Here is a 22,190-nt window from a genome sequence, read left to right on the forward strand (position 1 = left end):
GCCCGACCTGCCGCTATCAATTCGTCTAGGCCACTGCCGAACACCCGCGGTAAAACCTCCCTGCCGGACTATCGGCAGTGTCGTCTAGTTAAGTGGCCCACCCCCTTGTCAACCCATCCCGACTTCGGGACAAAGCATGCCATCGCTGAACCAACAGTTCACCGATGGCACGCGATCGCGCTCCTTGTTCCTTGCCTCGATTAAACCCGGTGCGATTCAGGTCCTCGTTGTTGAACTTGCTGGTCACCCACACTGTCTTGCGCTGTACCCCGGTCCGTGCGATGCCCGCCCCGACGGCCTGCTCGTTGCCGTAGTTCGCCGCGGTGTCCACATGGCGGTAGCCGTTGCCCAGCGCCCTGGCCACCGCGTCGGCGGCCTCTTCTCCGGTCAGCGGCCAGGTGCCCAGCCCGATGGCGGGGATCCGAAGCCCCGGGGCCAGTTCGATCGTGTGTTGTTCCTGCATTACTGCTCCTTCGTCCCTGACTTGTGCTTTTCACCTTGGATAGTCCATTCAAGTATTAAGCGCCCACCGTGTAAAAGTCCACGATTAAACAGGACAGCAACTATGTAGGAATCCGGGACAATGGGCGGAGCGGGCAGAAAAGGCCGCTGACCCACGCCACACTTGGTCATTCGGCGCGCGGCTCCTAGCTTCGCGCCTGCCGCACCGATAGCATCGGGTCAGAAGCACAATCCACCACAAGGAGCCCACCGACATGTCCCATAAGGTCAAAGCGGTCATTTCCCGCGCCAAAGACGCCCCGGTCGAGGTTGTCGACATCATCGTTCCGGATCCCGGGCCGGGAGAGGTCGTGGTCGACGTGCTGACCACCGGCGTCTGCCACACCGACCTGCACTACAAGCTCGGCGGCATCGGCGACGACTACCCCTACCTGCTGGGCCACGAGTCCACCGCCGTGGTCAGCCAGATCGGCGAGAACGTCACCAACGTCAAGGTCGGCGACCGCGTCATCCTGAACTGGCGCGCGGTCTGCGGCCAGTGCCGCGCCTGCGCCAAGGGCGAGCCGAAGTACTGCTTCAACACCCACAACGCCACCCAGAAGATGACCCTGGAAGACGGCACCGAGCTCTCCCCTGCGCTGGGCATCGGGTCCTTCGCCGAGAAGACCCTGGTCCACTCCGGGCAGTGCACCATCGTGGACGAGGACGCCGATCCTGCGGCCGTGGGCCTGCTGGGCTGCGGCATCATGGCCGGCATCGGCGCGGCCATCAACACCGGCGAGATCAAGCGCGGCGAATCCGTGGCCGTCATCGGCTGCGGCGGCGTGGGCGCGGCGGCCATCGCCGGCGCGCAGCTGGCCGGCGCCACCACCATCATCGCGGTGGACGTCAACCCGGACAAGCTGGAAACCGCCAAGCGCTTCGGCGCCACCCACACCGTGGATTCGAGCAAGGTCGACGCCGTCACCGCAATCCAGGACCTCACCGGCGGCTTCGGCGCCGACGTGGTCATCGACGCGGTGGGCCGCCCGGAAACCTACAAGCAGGCGTTCTACGCCCGCGACCTGGCCGGCCGCGTGGTGCTGGTGGGCGTCCCGACCCCGGAGATGACCCTCGAGCTGCCGCTGCTGGACGTCTTCGGGCGCGGCGGATCGCTGAAGAGCTCCTGGTACGGCGACTGCCTGCCGAGCCACGACTTCCCGATGCTGGTCGAGCAGTACAAGCTCGGCCGGCTGGACCTGGATGCCTTCGTCACCGAGCGCATCACCATCGACGAGATCGAATCCGCCTTCGACAAGATGCACGCGGGCACCGTGCTGCGTTCGGTGGTGGAAATCTAATGACCGCACGCATCGAGAACATCGTCACCTCCGGCACCTTCAGCCTGGACGGCGGCACCTGGGAAGTGGACAACAACGTCTGGCTCGTCGGGGACGACGCCGAGGTCATCGTCATCGACCCGGCGCACGACCCGCAGGCCATCCGTCAGGCCATCGGCCAGCGCGAGGTGATGGCGGTGCTGCTCACCCACGGGCACGACGACCACATCCGCGCCGCCGCGCAGTTCTCCGACGAGGTCGACGCCCCGCTGTTCCTGAACCCCGAAGACCAGATGCTCTGGGACGCGGTGTACCCGGAACGCGACATCGACGCGGAAATCCACGAAGGCGACAGCTTCACCGTCGCCGGGACCACGCTGACCGCCCTGCACACCCCTGGGCACTCGCCGGGATCCACCTGCTTCTATTCGGAGGACCTGGGTGTGCTGTTCAGCGGCGACACCCTGTTCAACGGCGGGCCCGGCGCCACCGGCCGCAGCTACTCGAGCTTCGAGACGATCATCGACTCGATCCGCTCCAAGCTGCTGACCCTGCCGGCGGAAACCGTGGTCAACACCGGCCACGGCGCCGCCACCACCATCGGCGACGAAGCGCCGAACCTGGATGAGTGGATCGCCCGCGGGCACTAACCCCATAGCGGTGCGCAACGCAAAGCCCAAGCCGGGATGGAATGAGCAATTCCGTCCCGGCTTGGGCTTTCGTGTGGAATGATGATCCCATGCCTGAATCTTCCGCCCGCGTGCGCTCGGCGAAAATCCCCGGCTGGATCGGAACGATGTTCATCCTGGCCGGCAGCGTGCTGCTCTGGCGCGACAGCCAAGCCGAGTACCTGCTGTATTCCGGTGGCACCGAACCGCAACCGGTCGACACCTTTTCCATCGGCCCCTCGATGCTGCAGGTCTCCGGCGAGCTGCTGCTGGCCTTGGGTTTCGGGGCGCTGTGCCTGAGCCTGGGACTGATCCTGGGACGGCGCATGCTCAAAAGCAGGAAGCATGCGCTCACCACACGCATCATCTGGCTCACCGGGCTGCTGGTACTGGCCGGCGGAACCGGCCTGCTGATCTGGGATGCGCTGCAGGTCAAGAGCTTCGGCTGGTTCGCCTACGCGCCGCTGGACAACAGCACCTTCTCCCCCGCCCCTTCGGTGACCGGGACGCAAATTCTCGGCAAGCTGCTCAGCGCGCTGGGCCTGGGGGCCATCGGCCTGGGCCTCGGGCTGCATGCGGGAGCGCGCTCCCGGAGCGAGGACTCCTAGAACAGCGAGCGATGCGGTTCGATCAGCTCCGGGCCGTCGTTGCGCACGTTTCCCACTGCTGGATCCACCTCGTGCATGGTCCAGGTCGAGGCCACGTCGAAGGCCTCGGACCGGATCTGCTCAATCAGTCCTTCGCCGTCCTCCTGCTCCGGATCCAGCCAGCGGGCCATCATTTCCCGATCCAGCGGAATCGGCAGGCGGTCGTGAAGCCCGGCCAGCTCGCCGAGCACCCCCGGCTCTTCGCTCGATGGCGAATCCATGGTCATGATCGTGGTGGACAGGATCCAGCTTCCGTCCTCGTCCTTCCACCATTCGTACAGTCCGGCGAAGAAGATCAGCTTGCCGTCCTCGCGGTGCACGAAGAAGGGGCGCTTCTTGCTGCCTTCCTTCTTCCACTCGTAATAGCCCTGCACGGGAACTGCGGCCCGGCGCTTCTTGACCGCCGAACGGAACGTCGGCTTGGAGGAGGCGGTTTCGCTGCGCGCGTTGAAGGCGCGCACCCCCACCGACAGCTCCTTGGCCCAGCCAGGAACCAGGCCCCAGCGGGCCACATGGACCTGGCGGTGCAGCTGTCCGTCGATCATCCGCTCGAGCACTACCGGCACGTCGGTGGTCGGCGCGACGTTCCACGACTGGCGAAGCTCCAGGTTGGCGTCCGCCTCCGCTTCCGCCTCGGCAACCAGGTCGCCGATGGCCTTGGCCATGACGTAGCGTCCGCACATGATGAACCCCCGCAGATTTGTTCGAATTTTGTTCCCAGTGTAGTCCGACGAACGGCAGAAAACAGTGGTGGCAGCCGGGTCAGGCGGAACAAACGGGCAGGTCGCGTGGTTACATGAAGTATGAGCAACGAATTGAACCTTGAGAAGTACGTTCCTGCCGCTGGCGGAGTCACCATGTTCACCACCAGCTGGTGCGGCTACTGCCGCAACCTGAAGCGCCTGATGGACCAGAAGGGCGTGGCCTACACCGAGGTGAACATCGAAGAGGTCGAGGGCACCGCGGAGATCGTCGAGTCGTTCAACAACGGCAACCAGACCGTCCCGACCCTGATCTTCCCCGACGGCACCGCCGCAACCAACCCGCGCATCGAGGAAGTCGTCGAGCGCGTCGGAGCGTAATTTCGCCTTAAATGCACAGTTCCCGGAACCTTGGAGGTTCCGGGAACTTCGTGTTTAACCCGCCGTCTGCTCCGGGACCGCGACATGCTCCCGGTATTCAGCCAGCAGCGCCTCGATAAATGCTTCGGTCGTGAGCCCGGGCGCCAGGTCGTCACCGGCCCCCACCGTCTCGGGATTCATCGGGACTTCCATGGCCTGGTAGACGGCATCCAGCACACGTCGCAGAGGCTCGGAGTTCTCCACCACGAAAACGCTGGAGAACAGCCAAGCTCCGGAAATCACCCGCTGCGCGGTGCCCACCAGCTTGACCGCATGCCCGATCGCGGAGCCAGCCCCCGGGACCCCGTGTACCGAATGGTCCCCGACGCAGTACTCGCCGTCGATCGGCCCCACTTCGGCTTGGACCCCGACCCTGCGGAATGCATCGGCATAGAGCCGGGCGAAAATCTCGAACCGCTGCTGCTGGTGCATGATCGCTTCGGCCTGCGGCTCGATATGGTCAACGATCAAGGTGCCGCGATGGTAGGCGGCCGCCCGGCCGCCCGCCTTCCGCACCAGCGGCGCGAATCCCTGGTTCGCAGCCGCCCGGCTGGCCAGCTCGAAGCCCGGGAGGCGAACATCACGCTGGCCGAACGCCAAGGTGGGGTCCGGACGGTACAGGCGCAACAGCGGCCCGCGCTCACCGGACTGGACTTCGCGCAACAGTTGCACCCCGCGCTCCAGATCAGCACCGGGATCTCCGCTGGGTTCCTCGCGCAGCAAGGTCAACGGGGCATCAGATTGGCGGTTCCACAAGGTCATGGTCATGAGTCTAATTCAGCCGGCGAAGCCGCTTCGAACGTATGACGCCCAGTCATCGGCTGGGTGGGCCGAGGATCGAAATTACTGGGCGTTGAGCGCGGTAGGACATAATTGGTCGTGTGCCTTCTTCATCTACACCAGTAATTCTCATCGGCGGACCCTCAGGCTCAGGCAAGTCATACCTTGCAGCTCGGTTTGGAAATCCGCATCTTCCACTCGATGAGTTCTACCGCCAGCTCTCCGAAGACGGGCACCCCGAGGCATTCCCCCGCACTCCCTACGGAGAAGTCGACTGGGACCACCCGGGCACCTGGAACATGGACGCAGCGTTGAAGGCAGTCAACGAGCTATTGGAATCGGGCAGCACCATGGTGCCGAACTACTCCATCTCCACCTCAAGCTACGACGGGCATCGAAAGATCTCCGGCAACGGCGGCCCCATCATCGCGGAAGGGATCTTCCTCTCGGAAATCCTCGAGCCGCTGCGCGCCCAGGGAATCGATGTCCAGGCCTACTACGTCGACGAGTCCGCGCTGCTGACGACGATCCGCCGCTTCGTCAGGGACGTCTCCCAGCGCCGCAAGCCGCTGCTGTTCCTCATCAAGCGAGGCTACGCACTGTTCAAGGCGCATGCCTCCGACAGGGAAAACTACCGGGCCAAGGGATTCACGATCATGCCGAAGCCCCAGCTCAAGAAGCTGCTGGCAAACCTCAGCCCGGTTTCCTAGCGCGAGCGGACGGTCAGGATCTGCTCTGCCCGTCCGAAGGGACCGCTTTCATCGTGCAGAACCGTCGAGGTCAGCCCAATGCCATCGGTGCCGTAGCTTTGCTGCGCCTCCAGCCCCAGCCATTCTCCCGCCGGGGCGCGGTACATGTGGATCTGCAGATCGAGGTTCGGGAACATCCACTCGCCGGCGCCGGGTTCCACCCGCGGAGCGACACCATTGGCGGTGTCGACAAGCCCAATCAGGCGGGACATCGACGAGGCATTGTGGACGTCGACCAGATCGTAGGGAGTGCGCAGCCAGGCAAGCCCCTTTCCCTTGCGGCGGCCTTCAGCGGCACGCATTTCAACGGACTTGATGTATCCCCCGGGCCAGAGCTTTGAAATCTCCAATGCTTCACAGTCCTGCGGCCCGATCACCGGTGCGTCCTCAACACCCGCAACAGCCGCGGAGTCCCCGGTAATCACGCGCCAAGCCTGCGCGACAATGCTCGTCCGGCCCTTGGCCTTCATTTCGGCTTCGATCAATTCGATGGTCCGGCCTGGGCGCACCATGCGCGTGGTGATCTCGAATTCGCCAGCATGGATCAGGCCATGGATTTCAAAGCTCAGTCGCGCAATGCGCATGTCGCTTCGCGGCTGGAACTGCTCAAGTTCATGGGCCATGATCCCCGAGGCCGGCGCCATATGCTGCTCGTGCGCATTCCACGCGCCCTGGGCATGCCACGAAGAACGGTATCGCCCCTCGCCCAGCGACTCGAAGTAGAAGTCCCCCGACGCAAGAATCTTGTCCAGGTCCTCGGTGAGCTGATGCGTCATTGCTGCCCTCCAGGCATGTTCGCGCGGATGTGTCGTTGATCCCAGCGTATCGAATGGGTGAGCTAAACCACTAAATCATCCACCGCGCCGGATCAGCTTGGTCGATCACCGTGATGCGCTCGCCGGCCCTCGTGATCCATGATGCTGAGAATTTCAGCAACCCCATTCACTGCCCAGATGACATGCGGGGTCAGCGTGTCGAATTGGGCTGCTTGCCCTGCGACGACATGGTAGGTTCTTTCGCCGAGCTTCAACTGCACTTCGCCGGAGAGCACGGTGAACCATTCCTTGCCCTGATGGATCCTTGCCTCGCTGGGCGCCGGGGCGGTCGCGGAGTCGTAGCGGATTTTCGACACCGTCACGCCGTTGACCGCGTCCTCATTCGTCAGTTTCCAAATGGTCATTCCCGGCAGGTCAACCGGCTCGGGCCTGATGACGACGTCTTCCCCGGCCGTCGCCACCAATTCGTCAAGCGTGGTGCCCAGGGCGCGGGCTATGGGTACCAGCTGGTCCAGGGCGATACGCCGGGAGCCGGTTTCGATGCGACTCAGTGTTGAGACGCTGAGTTGCGCCTTGGTTGCCAGGGACTCCAAGGACCAGCCCCGGCTTTGCCGCAGTGCGCGAATCCGCTGGCGAATCGTGCTGTCCACATCAAGTTCTTGCGTCATACGCAAAACGATACCCTGAATAAGCAAGGACTGATTATCGTAGTTTTCACTACCTCTCGAAAGGACATGGCAATGGAACACTACGACGCAATCATCATCGGCGGTGGCAGCGCTGGACTTGCGGCGGCCGTAGCGCTGGGGCGCTCTCGCCGGTCGGTTTTAGTTATCGACACGAACAAGCCGCGCAATGCCCGTGCCTCCCACGCCCATAACGTCTTGGGCCAAGAAGGAATCAGCCCGCAGCATCTATTGGAGCTCGGGCGAAGCGAAGCCGAACACTACGGCGCACGAATCGTCACCGAGGAGGCGGAACACCTGACCGGATCCATCGAGGACGGATTCACCGTCAAAACCGACACCAGCGAATACTCCTCCTCGCGCATCGTGCTGGCCACCGGACTTACCGATGACCTCGCAGGGATCCCCGGGTTGCGCGAAGCCTGGGGTGTCTCCGCCATCCACTGCGCGTACTGCCACGGATGGGAAGTGCGGGATCAGGCAGTTGCCGTTTTAGGGGTCGGGCCGATGAGCATCCACCAGGCTCTGCTGTTCGCACAACTCAGCAGCCGGGTGGTCTTCATCAATCACCAGCCAAATGTTCTTTCCGAGGAAAACCGGGCAACACTTGACAAGCTAGGTGTTCCAATTGTGGAGAGCAGGATTGCGAGGCTTCGAGTGAACGGCGACGGGCAGCTCGAAGGCGTTGAGCTGAGCAACGGCGATCTGGTTGATGCCCAAGCGGCCGTCGTAGCCAGCAGAATGAATGCCAATGCAGGCCTTTACCAACAGCTCGGCGGTCAGCTGCAAGAGCATCCCCTGGGAACGTTTATCCAGGTGAGCGAAATGGGCCTAACCGGCATTCCCGGGGTCTATGCAGCCGGCAACGCAGCCAACTTGGGCGCCATGGTCATGGCCGCGGCGGCATCTGGCACCGTCGCCGGAGCAGCACTCAACGCAGACCTTGCCATCTCGAGCCTAAACTCTGAGCTGAACAAAATGCATGCCTAACGGCTTGGGGTCCTGTGATGGCCTCACTCGGAACAGCCATCGCAGGACTTGCCGGGCCAGTTGAAACAGGGCATGGCGTTGCTACGCCTACCAAAAGGGCATCGCGGACTATTTCCCCTGCGATATTCCCGTTGGAGACAGTCCCGACCACACCGCGCTCGAAGCTCAGGAGAAATCGGCAATCGATTTACGATGCGGGGCGAATCGCCTTCATTCAAGGAGCACGATGCAATGTTCATCAATAAAAATGCATAGAGCTCGATGCCTTTGACGATCAACCTGCTCGGTAGAGGGGCGCGGAATTTGTCGAGTCCGCTCATCATTTCTTCGTCCGACGAGTGATTCAGGGCCTAGAAGGGCAATTCAACATCAGTGAACAATAAATTTGGTCATGCAGGATCCGACTCACCTCCGCGGCGCCGCAATCTGGCTCAACGGGAAGAGGCCGGTCATGGAGAAACAGCCTACAGACGATGAATCGAAAGAGTCCCCTTTGGCTTCAATGCATCGACCGGGGCCACAACCGACTGCTGCCATTGCCGGACTCTTCGCGAAATCTCATTCCGAGCGTTCCATAAATTTCACATACGGGACGGACCTATACTCCAGCCCGAAGGCTCCAACTCGCGCGCCGACAATAGCAATCCGCGCTTGCTTAAGCTGTCCGTTAGGAACGTCACGAAGACATCGTCGGCTCCAGATGGTAGAGTTATTGAGTTACCTCGGCGCTTGAAGGTGTGATTCACCCACCAGCAAGCGTTAGCAGTATGGATTTGTAGCACAGCCAACAAATCGTCTGTGCAGCACATATCGGCTGGTCAGATCCTGGATCAGATCAGCTCCTAACCGAAACGAATTCTTCATCTTCTCTTCTTCACTGCAAACTGGTTATCCAGACGCATCGGTGCGTCCGATGACAACCGATTCCGTGTTCTACTTCGATGGGACTGGTTCATTACCGTCCTTCTCCCGGAATCTCTCGGATAACTAATCCAGTGCAGCGACATCCGTTTTTGGCCGATACCGGCAAAATCAGTAATCGATCCCCCGTATCGACGGCAGGCGAATCGTTGCGGATGGCACTGCCCGAGGTAACCTCAAAAATTTCCGATTCGAATCTCCGGATCGGCACTCAGGCCACGCTGTGGCCAACCAATAATAAGGAAATAACACTATGGCCACTGGCACCGTGAAATGGTTCAACGCTGAAAAGGGCTTCGGCTTCATCGCTCCTTCGGATGGATCGGCTGACGTCTTCGCACACTACAGCGCTATCCAGAGCTTCGGATTCCGCAGCCTCGAAGAAGGCCAGACCGTTGAGTACACCCTGGAAGCCGGTCCAAAGGGCCCACAGGCAACCAACATTCAGGCCCGCTAAGAGTCTTTGAAATAACGGCGTGGACTTCATCATTTGATGAAGTCCACGCCGTTATTGTTTTCGGGCTCATTCCCCCGGCTCCGCGAGCCGGGGGTTTCGCACCAGTCTAGAGAGCCACGCGTTGGCTCGGCTTCAGTGCATCGCGATTGGCAAAAATCACGACTACTGCCAAAGCCAACAGCAGCAGCGCCAACCCATGGAACCCGAAGAGCGCCAGCAGCGGACCCGCGCTGAGGCCGCCCAGTGCGCCGGCGAGGTTCATCAGCAGGTCGCTGGTTCCCTGGAGACTGGTTCGTTCATGAATCGGCGCAGCTGCCGAAACCATGGTCGAGCCCGCCACCGTTGAAGCGGACCATCCCAGGCCCAACAACGCCAAGGCAACAGTCACCATGACGTGGTCCTCCGGGTTGAACCAGACGAAGAGGCTCGACCCGATCAGCAGGACTTGCCCCATCAGGGCAACGCGAGACCCGCCGACCCGGTCGGTCAGCCAACCAAAGAGCGGCGACAGCGCGTACATCCCCAGCACGTGAAGCGAAATGGTGAATCCGATGAGCGTCAATGTTGCCCCATGGTGCTGCATGTGCACCGGGGTCATGGACATGAGCGCCACCATGTAGGCATGGCTCAGCGCAACGGTCACCACGGCCCGACGAGCCGCCGGCCGCTCACGCAGGAGATGGAAACCCCCTCCACGACGCGCAGCAGCCGGAACGCTGCCACTGTTTTGCTGCAGGGCGACCTTCATCGGGTCCGGCCGCAGTCCAAGGAGGTAAATGCTCATGCCGGCCAGCTGCGCCGCCATCGCAATCAAGAATCCTCCGGTATAAGCGGGCAGTCCCAAAGCGGTGGACACTACTTCGCCCGGGGCGAAGAGATTCGGGCCGATCACGGCACCGATGGTTGTCGTCCAAACCACCAAGGACAAATCCCGGCCTCTGGTCTTCTCGTCCGACAGGTCGGTCGCAGCGAAACGCGATTGCAGGTTCATCGCTGAAGCGGTTCCCAGCACCAGCATTCCGAGGAACAGCAGCGGCACCAAATCAAGGATCGCAGAGGTTACGATCAGCAGCGAGCCGAGAACCGCGATCAAGGCGCCGGTGGAAAGCGAGATCCGGCGCCCAAAGCGGCGGGCCAGCATCGCCAGCGGGATCGCCATGATCGCCGCGCCGAGGGTGTTCATAGTCGCGGCCATGCCGGCCAGCGAGTCGAGGCCCGAAACATCAACGATGAGCAGGGAACCCAGCGTTATTGTCGCGCCGCCGCCGAGCCCTCCCAGTATCTGCCCCAGAGCGAGCACTGAAATGGACCGCCGGCGAATTGCGCGGATCTGAGGCTCGCTAAACTGCTCAGCCCTGGCATCTGACTTTGTGATGATTACTCCTTGGTACTTCGCCCAGCTGGGTTCACCGTATTCTATAGCTTCGGATACATCGCCATGTCCGGGCGCTTAGCTCGCGTGGGACTCCCCGGGTTTCAGGGTCCACAGCGGTAATGCGATCTGATCAACAAGTTCAACAATGAACCGGTCGGTAACCTTCCCGAAACCGATGAAACGCTGCTTGAACAGTTCGGTGGGGACCCGAAGCACCAGCTCGGACGGGATTTCCGCCAGCTCCCCGCGCACCTGAGCACGCTCGGCAATCAGTTGCATCATGTTGGGGCCCATCCCCCACGACATGTCTGCCATGCTCGGCGCTTCATCGGACAAGCTCGCGATGACCAAGCCCCGCAACAGCTCCCCGATCGGTTCGTCGATCTGCGCTGCCATCGAGCGCAGCACCAGAAGCAGGTCCTGGCGAAGTGTTGCAGCCTGTTCCGGCAGGACCGGCATGACGGCTTTATGCGCCGCAACGGCCCGCACCAATTCAATCTTGTTCGGCCACCGCCGGTAGATGGACACCTTGGAAGCAGCGGCCCGTCGTGCTACTGCTTCAACGCTCAGGGCGGCGAATCCGGACTGCGCCAGCTCCAACGCCGCGGCATCGAGTATTGCAGTGACAAGTTGCTCCCCGCGCCGTCGTGGGCCTGATCGATAATCTTTCTGATCAGCCATGTTCTGGCTCCAACACGAGACCCCGGTCGCCGTCGACGATGATTTGCTGGCCATTGGCCAGCACGGTGGTGGCGTTCGCGCATCCCATGACCGCTGGGATCCGGTATTCACGGGCAACGATGGCAGCGTGGGAGGCTGCAGAACCGTGATTGACCACCACCGCCGCGGCCCGGGCGAACAACGGAGTCCACGAGGGGTTGGTAGCGGGACAGACCAGGACTTCTCCGGGCAGCAGCTTTTCGAACTCTTCTGGTGAATTGATGATGCGAACACTTCCGCTGGCCCTGCCTCCGCCGGAACCGGTGCCGTGCAGTAATGCCCCTGGCACCGGAGACAGATCGTAGAGGGTGGCCGGAGAAATCATCGGCGCACCGGCCAGTTCATCATGGCGGCGTCGACGGCTAGCCGCAATCAGGGCAAGTTGTCCACCGCTGAGCGCAGCGACATCTGGTGCTCGGCGCAGGAGGTCATAGTTCACGAACCAGATATCTCCTGGGCATTCCAGGGCCGAGGCATCATGTAGCCGGCGCCCCATTTCCTTGATGGCGGAGCGTACTGCCGGCATGGTTCGGGTAATTTCGAAATGCGTGTCTTCGCGCACGGAGATGAATCCGCGCAGCCCCTTGACCCATCGCCTGATTCGCGGTTCCAGCCACCGACTGCCAAGCAGCGAGTGGGATATCAGATTTTCCAAGACGTCTTTTTCCGCTACTTCTGCGCCAGTTCCATCGATCAGCATGCGCAGCAGGTTGAATACCGGGGTTGGGTCGTCTCCCCAGGTTGCTGCCCGCGGCAGCAGCAAGCTGGCTGATTCCCTGTGGCCGTAGCGAGCGAGAAAGTTATCGATGTGGTCAGCGATTTCTTCCATGTGCGGTTGCGAGCGCAGCGCCTGGAGTGTTGATTCTGGCTCCGTATCCCACAGAAGCTGGGCGGCTCCGGGCGTCTCGGCAATCAGTTCGGCCATACGTTGCAGAGCGTCGTTGATTCGGTGGGTCTCGGTATCAGCAGTCACGCTCAGCGACGCAAACTGCGACAGCCTTCCGGCTAACGCCAGTACCAGGATCAGCTTGATTCCCGCGGGGATCGCTTGGCGTAGGTATTTCACGCGCAGCTCAGTCACAAGTTGCATGCCGGTGGTGGCCCTGCTTGGAATCTCCGACAGTTCCTTCCAGGACAGATCCGCCAAGTGGAGTTCGTTGAGCTGTTGGCAGTTGCGCAGGTACTCGTCATACAGGGGATCTTTTCGCCATGATCTGGTTGGCGGTTTCTGTATAAGGGCTTGAACGATTTTTCGTGGCGTTGCCGCTGATGGTTTCGGCGTGACGGGAATGAATTCGGTGACGACCCCGTTCTCGCGCTTCAGCCATGCGGAGTAGTCCACGCGAACCCCGGTGATTCCGTGCAGCATACCCGCGACCAATGGGGCGATGCCGGCATCGATCCATGCTTCGGTTTCCAAAATAGTGGGGCGCTGCGGCAGCAACTCGTAGAGCATCGGTGCGACTTTCCGTGCCAGCGGGCCGATATTGCGCGGGGCTGGAGGCAAGGCTGTCATCGGCCTGGCCTGTAGGATCAGGAGATCGCCGTTGGCTACGGCCCATTCGATATCCATGGGCCGACCGAAACCTTCGCGGATGCGAACGCCGGCTTCCGCGATCTTGCGCAGTGATTCCTCGGAAAGCTGGTGGTTTTCCTTGGGAGTCTCATTTCTGGTTCCGCCGTCGGAGTTCAGCTTGATGACAGTGCCGGCCAGTCCGGCTCGGCGCTCGATGATCCTCCCCTTGGAATCAATGATCGCCCGATCTGCGGTCACCATTCCCGAAACCACTGCTTCGCCCAAGCCCGGGTTGGATTCCACCACAATATGGCTTCTGTCCCCGGTCACCGGATCAGCGGTGAACATCACCCCGGCGAACTCTGCATCCACCATTGACTGAACCACGACGCCCATCGACATCACCGATTCATCGATCTTTCGCTCTCTTCGATACGCTCGGGCGCGGTCGGAGTACAAGGAAGCCCAACAGTCTTCAACAGCCCGGAACAGCTGCCTCTCGCCCGAGATGCCCAGGTATGTCTCCTGTTGTCCGGCGAAAGCGGAACCCGGCAGGTCTTCTGCCGTCGCGCTGGAACGGACGGCAACTAACGGACTTCCTTGTTCTCGGTAAGCTGCTCCGATCACTTCGGCGAGTTTTGTTCCGCTGAGCGCGGTGGAGGAACCAGCCGACCGGAATTCTTCGTAGGCATCCGTCGTCACGACAAACCCCGGAGGCACGTTTTCCCCCAGCTTGATCAGTTCACCCAAACCTGCGGCCTTGCCTCCCACGGCGTTCAGATTGTCTTGGGAGGCTAATGCCAAAGGCAGGATCTGCGGTTTTTCCATGAGGCCATGCTACGACTTAGAGAACGATCCGTATACTACTTCTTGAACAGGTTCAGATAGTAGCTATTTCAGTCTGGGCAGCCATTGCGAACATCGCGGCTCAGACTGCATCTCGGTCATGGAACACGAGGAAGTCCAGACCTACGATACCCATGTTCGGGCTTCGGATTCAGATAGCTAGTAGGTAGACGGTTAGCGCAGGTTCAACTCATTAGCGCGTGGATCCTGCTCTGTGATCTGTCGGTAGGTCGCGGGCTATTGGTGAGATTCCAGCTCTAGAAGGATTCGAAATGCAGACATCGGTGAGTGGCGACGGTTGTAGCGGAGCACGAATTCATCAAGGTAGACCTGCAAGTGCTCGCTGCTGATCGAGCGATGAGTACCTCGCAGCCAGGACTTAAAATTGCTGATAGCACAATGGACGCGAGGCATGATCAGCTCGGTATCACCGGCGTGCTTGGCTGTTCGCTGGAAACGGGGACGGTGGTCATAGCCGGTCTTGGTTAGCGGGAGATATCCCGTCCACCCATCTGTATGGACAATGGCACCAGAGTCTACAGTTTCGCGCACAAACCCACAGAGGGTCTACACGTACCGGAAAATGTTGACCTGCAACCTGAACAACCTGTCGATCACGCAGGTCGAACGACTCAAATCGATCCTTGACGCGGATCCGGAACTTGGGGTGATCTATGCGATTAAGGAGAACGTGCGGCAACTGCTGAAAACCACTGACGTCCATGAGCTCCAGTCCCGGTGGGCGGTGCTGGAGAAGTCGGTGAAAGCCACGACAATAACCGATGCGAAGTCCCTGTTCAGGACGTTGACCGCATGGCAGAGGGAGATACTGGTGATCGTGCGGTCAGGACTGATCAATGCCCGATGGAAGGCGGCGAATCTGACGACGAAGAAGCTGAAACTCATTGGGCGTGGTTATCGAAATCATGGTAACTATCGGCTTCGGTTACTCTTACAAACGACAGTGCTACGGACCTGCTGAGCATCCTGCACCACGCTAAACTTTTAAGAGCCCTTTTATCCAACTGGTCCAAGTAACCCTAAATGCCAGATAGTTGACTGCAGAAACTTCTATGCGTTGAAGAACTGAACTCAAATCATAACCCAATTCAACCGTGATAAAAGTCCTTTAGCGTCGCCACTTACAGAAGCGGTCCATTACCATTTTTTGGTAATTTTTCCAGCTCAATCTTCATACCCATCACGCAGTTGCTGGTTGAGAATGTTTACATTTAGGACTTCGCCACCGCGTTGGCTGATTACCCATGCTGCAGCTGCTGGAGCGTATTGGTGGCGCAGGACGTCCATACACACTTCAAGCATTGACGGTTTCGATTTACCCTTGAGCATATAGGTTGACCATACGTTGAAACTGATGTTCTCGACAACTTTGATCCAATCGAGCCAATACAAGGGCCCACTCTTCGGACTCGATTCGATAGCGGAATGTAGAACTGATGGGAGTCCACCATTTGGGTGACGGACATGTTCGATCTCCTACTCTACCCCTTGAATGTTTTCTTCCGTCAGGTCAGAAAGTAAGCTGACCAAGTATCGTCCAGGGTCAGTCAGTTGCTTTGCGACATCAAGGTTAACGCTGGCTTCGCCGGGATGAGAATAAATGGCGGCATTCGACTTGCCAGAAATAAGCCTATAGTTCCAACTTAGAAACAGTTTCCTGCGTTGCCGGATGGCTTGTTGCTGAGAATTTAACTTTTCATTCTGGCACTGGCAATATCAGCTCAGTCTCACTTGTAAAAGAAAAGAGTGTACCCACATTGCCGACCTATTAGTTTCGCCTTTCCTGAGATATGATGTGGGTCACCTACCGAAGCGAGGATGAAATTATGGACTACTCAGCTCACCAGCAACCCCCTTCAATTGTGCAGAAGGCGGATCCTGAAGCAGCCAAACGGTACTTGAAGGAGCGGGAGCGCTTGCGTCAACGCGAGGAAGAAGAGCGCAGGAAAGCACTCATTGCCGAATCACGGCTCAGGGCCTCCCAAACCAAGCAACGATAGGATATAAAGATTTACCTGCGTAAACATATAGTTGTTTACCGTCGTTTCGCTTGACGACGAAGCCACCACCCCGAATGCCGACCACCACCGACGCGAACACCCCGCCACAACTACTTTGGCGGGGTGTCTTGCTGGTCAAGCTGGTGCGGTCCTCGTCACATGTGCTGGGACCGGTCAGGATACCGAGGATCACTCATTAAGCTGCGCCGAAGACTGATCCACGATCGACTTCTGCCGCCCATAAGCGGCAATCAACACGGCCATGGACAGCTTGTTCACCATCCGAGGATACCCACGCGAAGCTTGGTGGATCGCATCGGTCGCATCATCGCAAGAACAACGTGTCCGACCGGCCAGCAAACCCAAGGTGCTTGCCCAAGTAGTCCTTCAAATCCCCGATACCCATCCCTTCCAGGGTGTACCGAGTACCGACCCGCTGGTCCAACGCCGAAAGGACTGCCAGCTTCATCCGCCGCGGAAACGTCAGCCGGCCCAGCAGTAGCAACTCGAATTTCGACTCCGTATCCATCCCCACGTTCGTCAGCATCCACAACGCCTCAAGCTGGTCATTCGATAACAGGTGCGCCTCGTCGATCACCAGCGTCGGCAATCATGAGCGCTCATCGGGTTCCCCGGCCAGCAACTTCGCCGACTGGGACGACAACGCCCCGGAATAATACGAGGGGACTGCCCCGAGGCTGGTGACGATCTGCGAGTGGATGCCCCGCAGCCCCGATCGTCGGGTCCGGAACATAGATCACCAAGTGTCAGGCCGGCTCCAGACGTCCAACGCGGCGCGGCCGCTGCGGTCTTCCCGGCCCCGACCTCCCCAGTGATCCGCCCCAGCCAGCACTGGTCAATGGACCAGACGATCCTGGACACCGCCTCGCGGTGCCAAGAATGCTGGGCCAGCGCCGAGGGCGGAATGTCCCTTCCGAACGGCATCCGGGTGAACCCGTAATGGAACTGCAGGTTCAGCGCGCTCATCAGTCGTCCACCGCCCGAGCCGACACGTCGTCTATGGCCGGGGCGATTCCCGGTGCGCTTAGGCCAGCATTCCTAGGTAATTGATCTCCCGAACCCAGCTGCGCGGTCCCATCCGCGTCCTTGGCCGCGTTCACTACCTTGGCATGCACGTGCCGGCCGACCACAAACGACTTGGCCGTGCCTGAGCGAACTCCCAGATGCGAATCAACCATCTTCCCGGCGCTCAGGTCATACGGGTCTAGACCAGCTCCACCGTGGTGCCAGCCAAAGGGGGATCCACCTCGTAGGTATTTGAATACAAGGACACCGTCCCGGACCGGCTCACCTTTTGGGTGTCGGCCCAACAGTACGCCACCCGGATCTCTTCCATAGGCTTGCGTACCGGGTCGCCTCCCAGCGGGCGATCGGGGTTTGCCCGGTGCTCGAATGCACCGCGTGATGATAGACCGTGGTCACCCATGCGGCGAACAGGCTGTTCAGCTCCTCAAAGTTGGTGACCAGCCTACCAGGCACCGTCTGTCTGCCGGCGCCTACCGGCACCGCCCTGATCCGGCCGCCTCTTCTTCCGTTAGTAATGCGTTCTGAGCGCTGGCTGGTGTTTACGAACCCGCACGTCAGTGCCATCTACGATCAACGGTTCGCCCTTGGATAGTGCTTCCTTGAGATCGGGGGCTCCAGCGCCCGCGCCATGCTGACCAGCGGTATGAGGTCGCGGTAGATCCCTGTCTGTCAGGGTTGAGTGAGACCACCGATTCATAGCAAGTTATCCTCCCCAGACAGGGCGAGAACAGGACCAACCTCCACCATGAGCATCGCCTCCATCCACCCAGCCACCGGGACCATGCCGGAGAATGGGACCATGGATTCCACCCAGCCCCGCCCGGACCAGCCACGCCGGCGCACCATCACCCCGGCTCAGAAACTCGCCTACCTGCAAGGCTACGAGCACGCGATCCAAACCGGCGAGGGCCGCGGCTACCTGCGCGCCAACGGGTTGTATTCCTCGCAGATCGTGGAGTGGCGCAGGCTGCGCGACGCGGGAATCCTCGACGGGAACACCACCGCCAGCACCGGCAGCGCCGGTGCCACGAAGGGCAAGCTGAGCAAGGAACAAGCCGAAATCGCCCGACTGAAAAAGCAGCTAGCCACCAGCGAGCAGAAGCTGGCCACCACGCAGACCGCCCTAGAAATCATGGGAAAAGCGCACGCGCTCTTGGAACAAATCTGAAAAGAGCGCGGATTCCAAGTAGAAGTCCGCGGCCTGCTCACCGACACCTACCAGCAGCTGCTCGGCGTCGGGGTGCCCACCCGGCTGGCCAGCGCCCTGTCCGGGGTCAGCCGGGCCACGATGCACCGTCGCCAGCAAGCTGCCCGGGCTCCGCGCCGCGGCCGGTCGCTGCAGCACCGCGTCCGGCGCCGGCGAACAAGCTCACCGCGCAGGAGGAAGCCCTGATCTTGGAGACGCTGAACAGCGAGCGGTTCATCGACCAGGCACCCGAACAGATCTACGCCACCTTGCTGTCTGAAGGAACGTATTTAGGCTCGGTCTCCACCATGTATCGGCTGCTGCGCCGTGAGAAGCAAGTGGCCGAACGCCGCCGGCAGGCCCGGCATCCAACCCGAAAGGTCCCGGAGCTGGTGGCGTACCAGCCTGGAGAGGTGTTCACGTGGGACATCACGAAATTAGCCGGCCCGGCCAAGGGCGCCTACTTTGATGCGCACGTGATGATCGATATCTATTCGCGCTACATCGTCGGTTGCCAGGTCCATGCCCGTGAATCCGGGGAATTGGCGCGTGAGTTCATCGCGCAGGTATTCGCCACCGACCAGATCCCCAAGGTGGTGCACGCCGACCGGGGGACGTCGATGACCTCGAAGCCGGTCGCCGCATTGCTGGCAGATTTGGATGTGCTCAAGTCGCATTCGCGGCCGAAGGTCAGCAACGACAATCCGTATTCGGAGGCCTGGTTCACGACGTGGAAGTATCTTCCGGTGTTTGCCGAGCGTTTCGGTTCGCTGGCTGATGCCAGGGATTTCATGGACCGGTTCGTGAAGGCGTATAACGGTCATCACCGGCATTCGGGGATCGGGTTCCATACGCCTGCGGACGTGCATTTCGGGATGACCGGGCATGTTGAGGACCAGCGGCTGGTGGCGTTGCAGCAAGCGTGGGATGCGCATCCCGAACGGTTCGGTCAGCGTCGCATGCCGAAGAAATTACAGATGCCTGAGGCCGCGTGGATCAACGAACCGGTGACGCAGGAGGAAGGTGAAGAGATACTCGCTGCTTAGCACCCTTTGGTCTCACTTGACTTGAAAATTTCCGGATCTGGGAGACGGCGGCGTGGCTGATGCCTTACTGGTCGGCTATGAACGATTGGCGAATGATGTGGCACAGCAGGTACAGCACGATCCGAAGCAGCTGGTGCAGGCCGAGGGCCTTGGGTCTTCCGCCGCGGCCTTTGCATGGGTTAGGAAGACCATCGAGGGTCTCCTGGATCCTGTTCCGCAGTTCCATGAACCGCAGTGCCTCATGTCAATATGCTCGAGAAAACTTATCGCGTGCCGCACCTAAAATACTCGCCAAAATCGACTCCGCCAGCCCGTGACCGTAGCCTGGCCTTAGTCATCAACTGTCATTGCAGCTGGTTGATCCTCCGGGTGATCTGCGCAGGGTTCAACTCTCGATGCTCCGCGGCTAGCTCCTTGGCATGGACTGCGTCCATGGCCCCGAGATCTAGCAGCCGCTGATAGCTGTGCTACCGAATAGCGTCAGTGGGTAGTGACGTTCCGACGACCCGGTGTGTAATCTCGGCGCTTCGTGGACACTGAATATCGTGGCTTCGTAGACAACCGATCTCACGGCATCGTAAGTCGCCGGTACATCACTACCAAGAGACCCTATTTGGCGGTGCGCGGGGTATCGTAGGTGCGCTTGCTGCACCCAGGGCGTGCCGTGTCGTAAACGTTGGCCTTGACCAAGGGCGGCAAGTGGTTCTTGCTCCATCCCACCAGTTCCCAGAGCTCGTAGAGCAGCGCCATTTTTCAGGCCCTTCGTGCCGGTAGCTGAAGATATGGCGGCGCGCCCAGTCCCGGTTGCGCTGTTCGACCTACGCGTTGTCGTTGTGCTGGTAGACCCTGACCCTGGTCAAGTCGATGTGCTGCTGCTCGGCTCACTCGATCAGCTGGACGTTGATGAACTCCCCGCCGTTATCGAAGTCCAGCCCGGTCATCGGGTAGGGCTGTGACTGCACTAGTGCCTCGATGCCCGCCACGACGTTGCGGTGGGCCCGGTTTTTCAGCGCACGGTTCGCTCTCCAGCCGGTGAACACATCGGTGATGGTGATCGAGTACAGGAATTCGCACTTGAGGCTGTGCCCGCAATGGACAACCGTATCGACGTCGAAGAATCCGGGAGCTTGCTCCATCGGGGTGCCTGACCAGCGGATAGGGCTCTCGGAAAGGAGCATTGCCCCGGGCGTGGTGGAAGACTGGGCACCTGCCGGGTAGCGCGTGTCGCGCACCGGTTTGAGGTAGCGGTCCATCGTGGCTGCGAACATGTTCAGCAGCTGGTGGAGAACCTCGTCGGTGAGCAAGTCGGCATAAGTTTCCAGCTCGCCGAACCGTTCGGGGCGTTCAAGTACATCGGCGATGTTCACCGCGAGGTATTTGCCGCAGGGCTCGCCGGTCAGGGTCCAGGTCCGGGCCAGCAAGCTGATAGTGGAAGGCTGGTAGATGCGGGGCCGGTGCTTGGGTGGCATCACCGGTTTCTTGCCGGTGATCTTGTTGTATTCGGCGGCGACCCGGCATTGGGCGCTGGCCTTGAACCAACTGGTCACGGCGCAGAGGCTGTCCAGGAAGATGCCTTTCGCGTTTGGTGGCCTTAGCATCCTTCAGGGCGAAGCCCATGGCTATCTGATGGCTTGTTGTCATCGTGAGTTCCTGTTTCATTCCTCCAGCAGGCCACCGTGCCCGCCTGAACGCCAGAGATTTCGCGAGCAGAAATAAGTGAGGCACGGGCCTCATTTCGCGAGCACTTTAGATGAGCCAACGCGACCTCTTCCAATTCTGACTTGTTGTAGATACGATCTGATTACCGTTAGCGGTTTGATAATTAAATCGGTGCCGATTCGGTAATACCTTCATCATCCACAGCCCGAAACTTTGTATTGGAGCAACATGGCTTCCATTGATATAAACGCAATAGTCGAACGCAAGAACGCAAGAATCCAGCGGCGAGAGAATGCCATACAGTGGATAATTCAAGCCATTTCTGAGTTTCCAGAAGCGGTTCGTGTCTTGAACATGCCTACTTATGGAAATCCTGACTTTTTTGAGAGATCGTTTGGGAAGGAATGGACCACTGGAATATATCCGATTTTGCGCACGGGTGACTCATCAAACATTCTGATTGATGTAGGTCATGGATTCGCGATGACGGGAAATGGGACATTCTGGGTTCAAGGTAAAGCATCTGATTCCCGTTCCGCTGCCATCTGGTTAGGTGCACGTACCGGTTTCTCTATTGATTTGCTGGAGAAGGTATTCGCAGATGCTCTTCTTGGCGACAGTTGGACCGTCCAACAATCGCTAAATTCCGCACCTCAAGAACCATAGACGTCTTAGGCCGATAGGCGGTAAATGGTGTCTGAAAACTTGATTCTGCCCCGGAATCCCAGGGCAGAATCAAGGCATCCATGGGTTTTGTTCCCATCGGTGTGACCCTTAAGAGAAAAAACACCCACCTATGTAGTATCTGCCAAAGCCCCCAAAAGAAGAACGGGAAACGCAACGGCAGACAACGCTGGCGATGTATCAACTGCAATGCCTCAGCCACCCACCAACGACCAGACACCACACAACGCAACATCCTCACTGGATTCACCAACTGGCTGCTCAGCAAACAAAGCCAAGCCGAGCGCGCCGGCGGCACCGGCAGGACCTTCCGGCACCAAACCATGTGGTGCTGGAACGTATACCCGTTCCTGAACCACACCGGTGAAGTGTTCGATGAGATCCAAGTCGACGGGATCTACCTCCGCCAAGGATGGTGTCTTCTCATCGCCATCGCCAAGGGCAAAGTGGCTCTTCAGGATTCAGAGTGTAAACGTGGCCTGAACCCGCCGGTCTCCAATAACGACCGTGCGAT

The 22,190-nt window shown here is 59.9% G+C and carries 22 protein-coding genes and 3 pseudogenes; 11 read left to right on the plus strand and 14 right to left on the minus strand.

Going from position 1 to position 22,190, the window contains the following annotated elements; all coding sequences use genetic code 11:
• Positions 1–88: 88 nt before the first annotated feature.
• Positions 89–463: an aldo/keto reductase gene (locus IEY43_RS09385; RefSeq protein ID WP_188948343.1), complete on the minus strand. Its 375-nt coding sequence runs from the start codon at positions 461–463 to the stop codon at positions 89–91.
• Between the two features lie 253 nt (positions 464–716).
• Between IEY43_RS09385 and IEY43_RS09390 the strand changes: the two genes are divergently transcribed.
• From IEY43_RS09390 to IEY43_RS09400, 3 genes are all read left to right on the plus strand, one after another.
• Positions 717–1,802, plus strand: coding sequence for an S-(hydroxymethyl)mycothiol dehydrogenase (locus IEY43_RS09390; RefSeq protein ID WP_188948344.1), 1,086 nt, complete (start codon positions 717–719; stop codon positions 1,800–1,802).
• Positions 1,802–2,431, plus strand: coding sequence for an MBL fold metallo-hydrolase (locus IEY43_RS09395; RefSeq protein ID WP_188948345.1), 630 nt, complete (start codon positions 1,802–1,804; stop codon positions 2,429–2,431). The genes IEY43_RS09390 and IEY43_RS09395 overlap by 1 nt, the downstream gene beginning before the upstream one ends.
• 89 nt (positions 2,432–2,520) lie before the next feature.
• A complete protein-coding gene (locus tag IEY43_RS09400) occupies positions 2,521–3,057 on the plus strand; it encodes a hypothetical protein (RefSeq protein WP_188948346.1) in 537 nt (178 codons plus the stop codon).
• Here IEY43_RS09400 and IEY43_RS09405 read toward each other — a convergent pair.
• Positions 3,054–3,779 (minus strand): SOS response-associated peptidase, encoded by a 726-nt coding sequence (locus IEY43_RS09405; protein WP_188948347.1) that lies wholly within the window; start codon positions 3,777–3,779, stop codon positions 3,054–3,056. The genes IEY43_RS09400 and IEY43_RS09405 overlap by 4 nt on opposite strands.
• Before the next feature lie 120 nt (positions 3,780–3,899).
• Here IEY43_RS09405 and IEY43_RS09410 point away from each other — a divergent pair, with 120 nt between their 5' ends.
• Entirely contained in the window at positions 3,900–4,178 is a 279-nt protein-coding gene (locus tag IEY43_RS09410) for a mycoredoxin (RefSeq protein WP_188948348.1), read from the plus strand.
• A gap of 54 nt (positions 4,179–4,232) precedes the next feature.
• Here IEY43_RS09410 and IEY43_RS09415 read toward each other — a convergent pair whose 3' ends face one another.
• Positions 4,233–4,979 (minus strand): lipoate--protein ligase family protein, encoded by a 747-nt coding sequence (locus IEY43_RS09415; protein WP_188948349.1) that lies wholly within the window; start codon positions 4,977–4,979, stop codon positions 4,233–4,235.
• A gap of 119 nt (positions 4,980–5,098) precedes the next feature.
• On the opposite strand from IEY43_RS09415, the gene IEY43_RS09420 reads away from it, so the two are divergent.
• Positions 5,099–5,707, plus strand: a complete 609-nt coding sequence (locus IEY43_RS09420) for a uridine kinase family protein (protein WP_229777341.1) — start codon at positions 5,099–5,101, stop codon at positions 5,705–5,707.
• Here the strand turns inward: IEY43_RS09420 and IEY43_RS09425 are convergent.
• Positions 5,704–6,522 carry a thioesterase family protein gene (locus IEY43_RS09425; RefSeq protein ID WP_188948350.1) on the minus strand — a complete coding sequence of 273 codons (819 nt, stop codon included), beginning with the start codon at positions 6,520–6,522 and terminating at the stop codon, positions 5,704–5,706. The two genes, IEY43_RS09420 and IEY43_RS09425, sit on opposite strands and share 4 nt — an antisense overlap.
• Positions 6,523–6,614: 92 nt before the next feature.
• A complete protein-coding gene (locus IEY43_RS09430) occupies positions 6,615–7,217 on the minus strand; it encodes a helix-turn-helix domain-containing protein (RefSeq protein WP_308425053.1) in 603 nt (200 codons plus the stop codon).
• Between the two features lie 45 nt (positions 7,218–7,262).
• On the opposite strand from IEY43_RS09430, the gene IEY43_RS09435 reads away from it, so the two are divergent.
• Positions 7,263–8,198, plus strand: a complete 936-nt coding sequence (locus tag IEY43_RS09435; protein ID WP_209550405.1) for an NAD(P)/FAD-dependent oxidoreductase — start codon at positions 7,263–7,265, stop codon at positions 8,196–8,198.
• Positions 8,199–9,372: 1,174 nt separating this feature from the next.
• Positions 9,373–9,576, plus strand: coding sequence for a cold-shock protein (locus IEY43_RS09440; protein WP_013349123.1), 204 nt, complete (start codon positions 9,373–9,375; stop codon positions 9,574–9,576).
• A gap of 106 nt (positions 9,577–9,682) precedes the next feature.
• On the opposite strand, the gene IEY43_RS09445 is transcribed toward IEY43_RS09440, so the two are convergent.
• The 4 genes and pseudogenes from IEY43_RS09445 to IEY43_RS09460 all read right to left on the minus strand — a co-directional run.
• Complete coding sequence (locus IEY43_RS09445) at positions 9,683–10,876, minus strand: MFS transporter (RefSeq protein ID WP_308425054.1); 1,194 nt, start codon at positions 10,874–10,876, stop codon at positions 9,683–9,685.
• 150 nt (positions 10,877–11,026) lie between these two features.
• Positions 11,027–11,632, minus strand: a complete 606-nt coding sequence (locus tag IEY43_RS09450; protein WP_188948352.1) for a TetR/AcrR family transcriptional regulator — start codon at positions 11,630–11,632, stop codon at positions 11,027–11,029.
• Positions 11,625–14,015, minus strand: a complete 2,391-nt coding sequence (locus tag IEY43_RS09455) for a PEP/pyruvate-binding domain-containing protein (RefSeq protein WP_188948353.1) — start codon at positions 14,013–14,015, stop codon at positions 11,625–11,627. The genes IEY43_RS09450 and IEY43_RS09455 overlap by 8 nt, the downstream gene beginning before the upstream one ends.
• A 255-nt stretch (positions 14,016–14,270) precedes the next feature.
• Positions 14,271–14,597, minus strand: a pseudogene (locus IEY43_RS09460) (IS1595 family transposase); the annotation flags it as partial.
• 4 nt (positions 14,598–14,601) lie between these two features.
• Between IEY43_RS09460 and IEY43_RS09465 the strand changes: the two are divergent.
• Positions 14,602–15,015, plus strand: a pseudogene (locus IEY43_RS09465) (transposase); the annotation flags it as partial.
• Between the two features lie 203 nt (positions 15,016–15,218).
• Here IEY43_RS09465 and IEY43_RS09470 read toward each other — a convergent pair.
• The 3 genes from IEY43_RS09470 to IEY43_RS09480 all read right to left on the minus strand — a co-directional run bounded on the left by IEY43_RS09470 (position 15,219) and on the right by IEY43_RS09480 (position 17,253).
• Positions 15,219–15,446: a hypothetical protein gene (locus IEY43_RS09470; protein ID WP_188948355.1), complete on the minus strand. Its 228-nt coding sequence runs from the start codon at positions 15,444–15,446 to the stop codon at positions 15,219–15,221.
• Between the two features lie 933 nt (positions 15,447–16,379).
• Positions 16,380–16,664, minus strand: a complete 285-nt coding sequence (locus IEY43_RS18165) for a hypothetical protein (RefSeq protein WP_209550406.1) — start codon at positions 16,662–16,664, stop codon at positions 16,380–16,382.
• A gap of 376 nt (positions 16,665–17,040) precedes the next feature.
• A complete protein-coding gene (locus IEY43_RS09480; protein WP_188948356.1) occupies positions 17,041–17,253 on the minus strand; it encodes a hypothetical protein in 213 nt (70 codons plus the stop codon).
• 593 nt (positions 17,254–17,846) lie between these two features.
• Between IEY43_RS09480 and IEY43_RS09485 the strand changes: the two are divergent.
• Positions 17,847–19,333: pseudogene (locus IEY43_RS09485) on the plus strand (IS3 family transposase).
• Between the two features lie 609 nt (positions 19,334–19,942).
• On the opposite strand, the gene IEY43_RS09490 reads toward IEY43_RS09485, so the two are convergent.
• Positions 19,943–20,083, minus strand: coding sequence for a hypothetical protein (locus IEY43_RS09490; RefSeq protein ID WP_188948357.1), 141 nt, complete (start codon positions 20,081–20,083; stop codon positions 19,943–19,945).
• A gap of 131 nt (positions 20,084–20,214) precedes the next feature.
• Complete coding sequence (locus tag IEY43_RS09495) at positions 20,215–20,880, minus strand: integrase (RefSeq protein WP_188948358.1); 666 nt, start codon at positions 20,878–20,880, stop codon at positions 20,215–20,217.
• 340 nt (positions 20,881–21,220) lie between these two features.
• Here IEY43_RS09495 and IEY43_RS09500 point away from each other — a divergent pair, with 340 nt between their 5' ends.
• Both IEY43_RS09500 and IEY43_RS09505 read left to right on the plus strand, forming a co-directional pair.
• On the plus strand, positions 21,221–21,658 hold the full coding sequence (locus tag IEY43_RS09500; protein WP_188948359.1) for a hypothetical protein: 438 nt from the start codon (positions 21,221–21,223) through the stop codon (positions 21,656–21,658).
• 80 nt (positions 21,659–21,738) lie between these two features.
• The coding region (locus IEY43_RS09505; RefSeq protein ID WP_445236376.1) for a transposase-like zinc-binding domain-containing protein at positions 21,739–22,190 on the plus strand (452 nt) is incomplete at its 3' end.

Source organism: Glutamicibacter protophormiae, from assembly GCF_014647495.1.
In the GTDB taxonomy this organism is placed as follows: domain Bacteria; phylum Actinomycetota; class Actinomycetes; order Actinomycetales; family Micrococcaceae; genus Glutamicibacter; species Glutamicibacter protophormiae.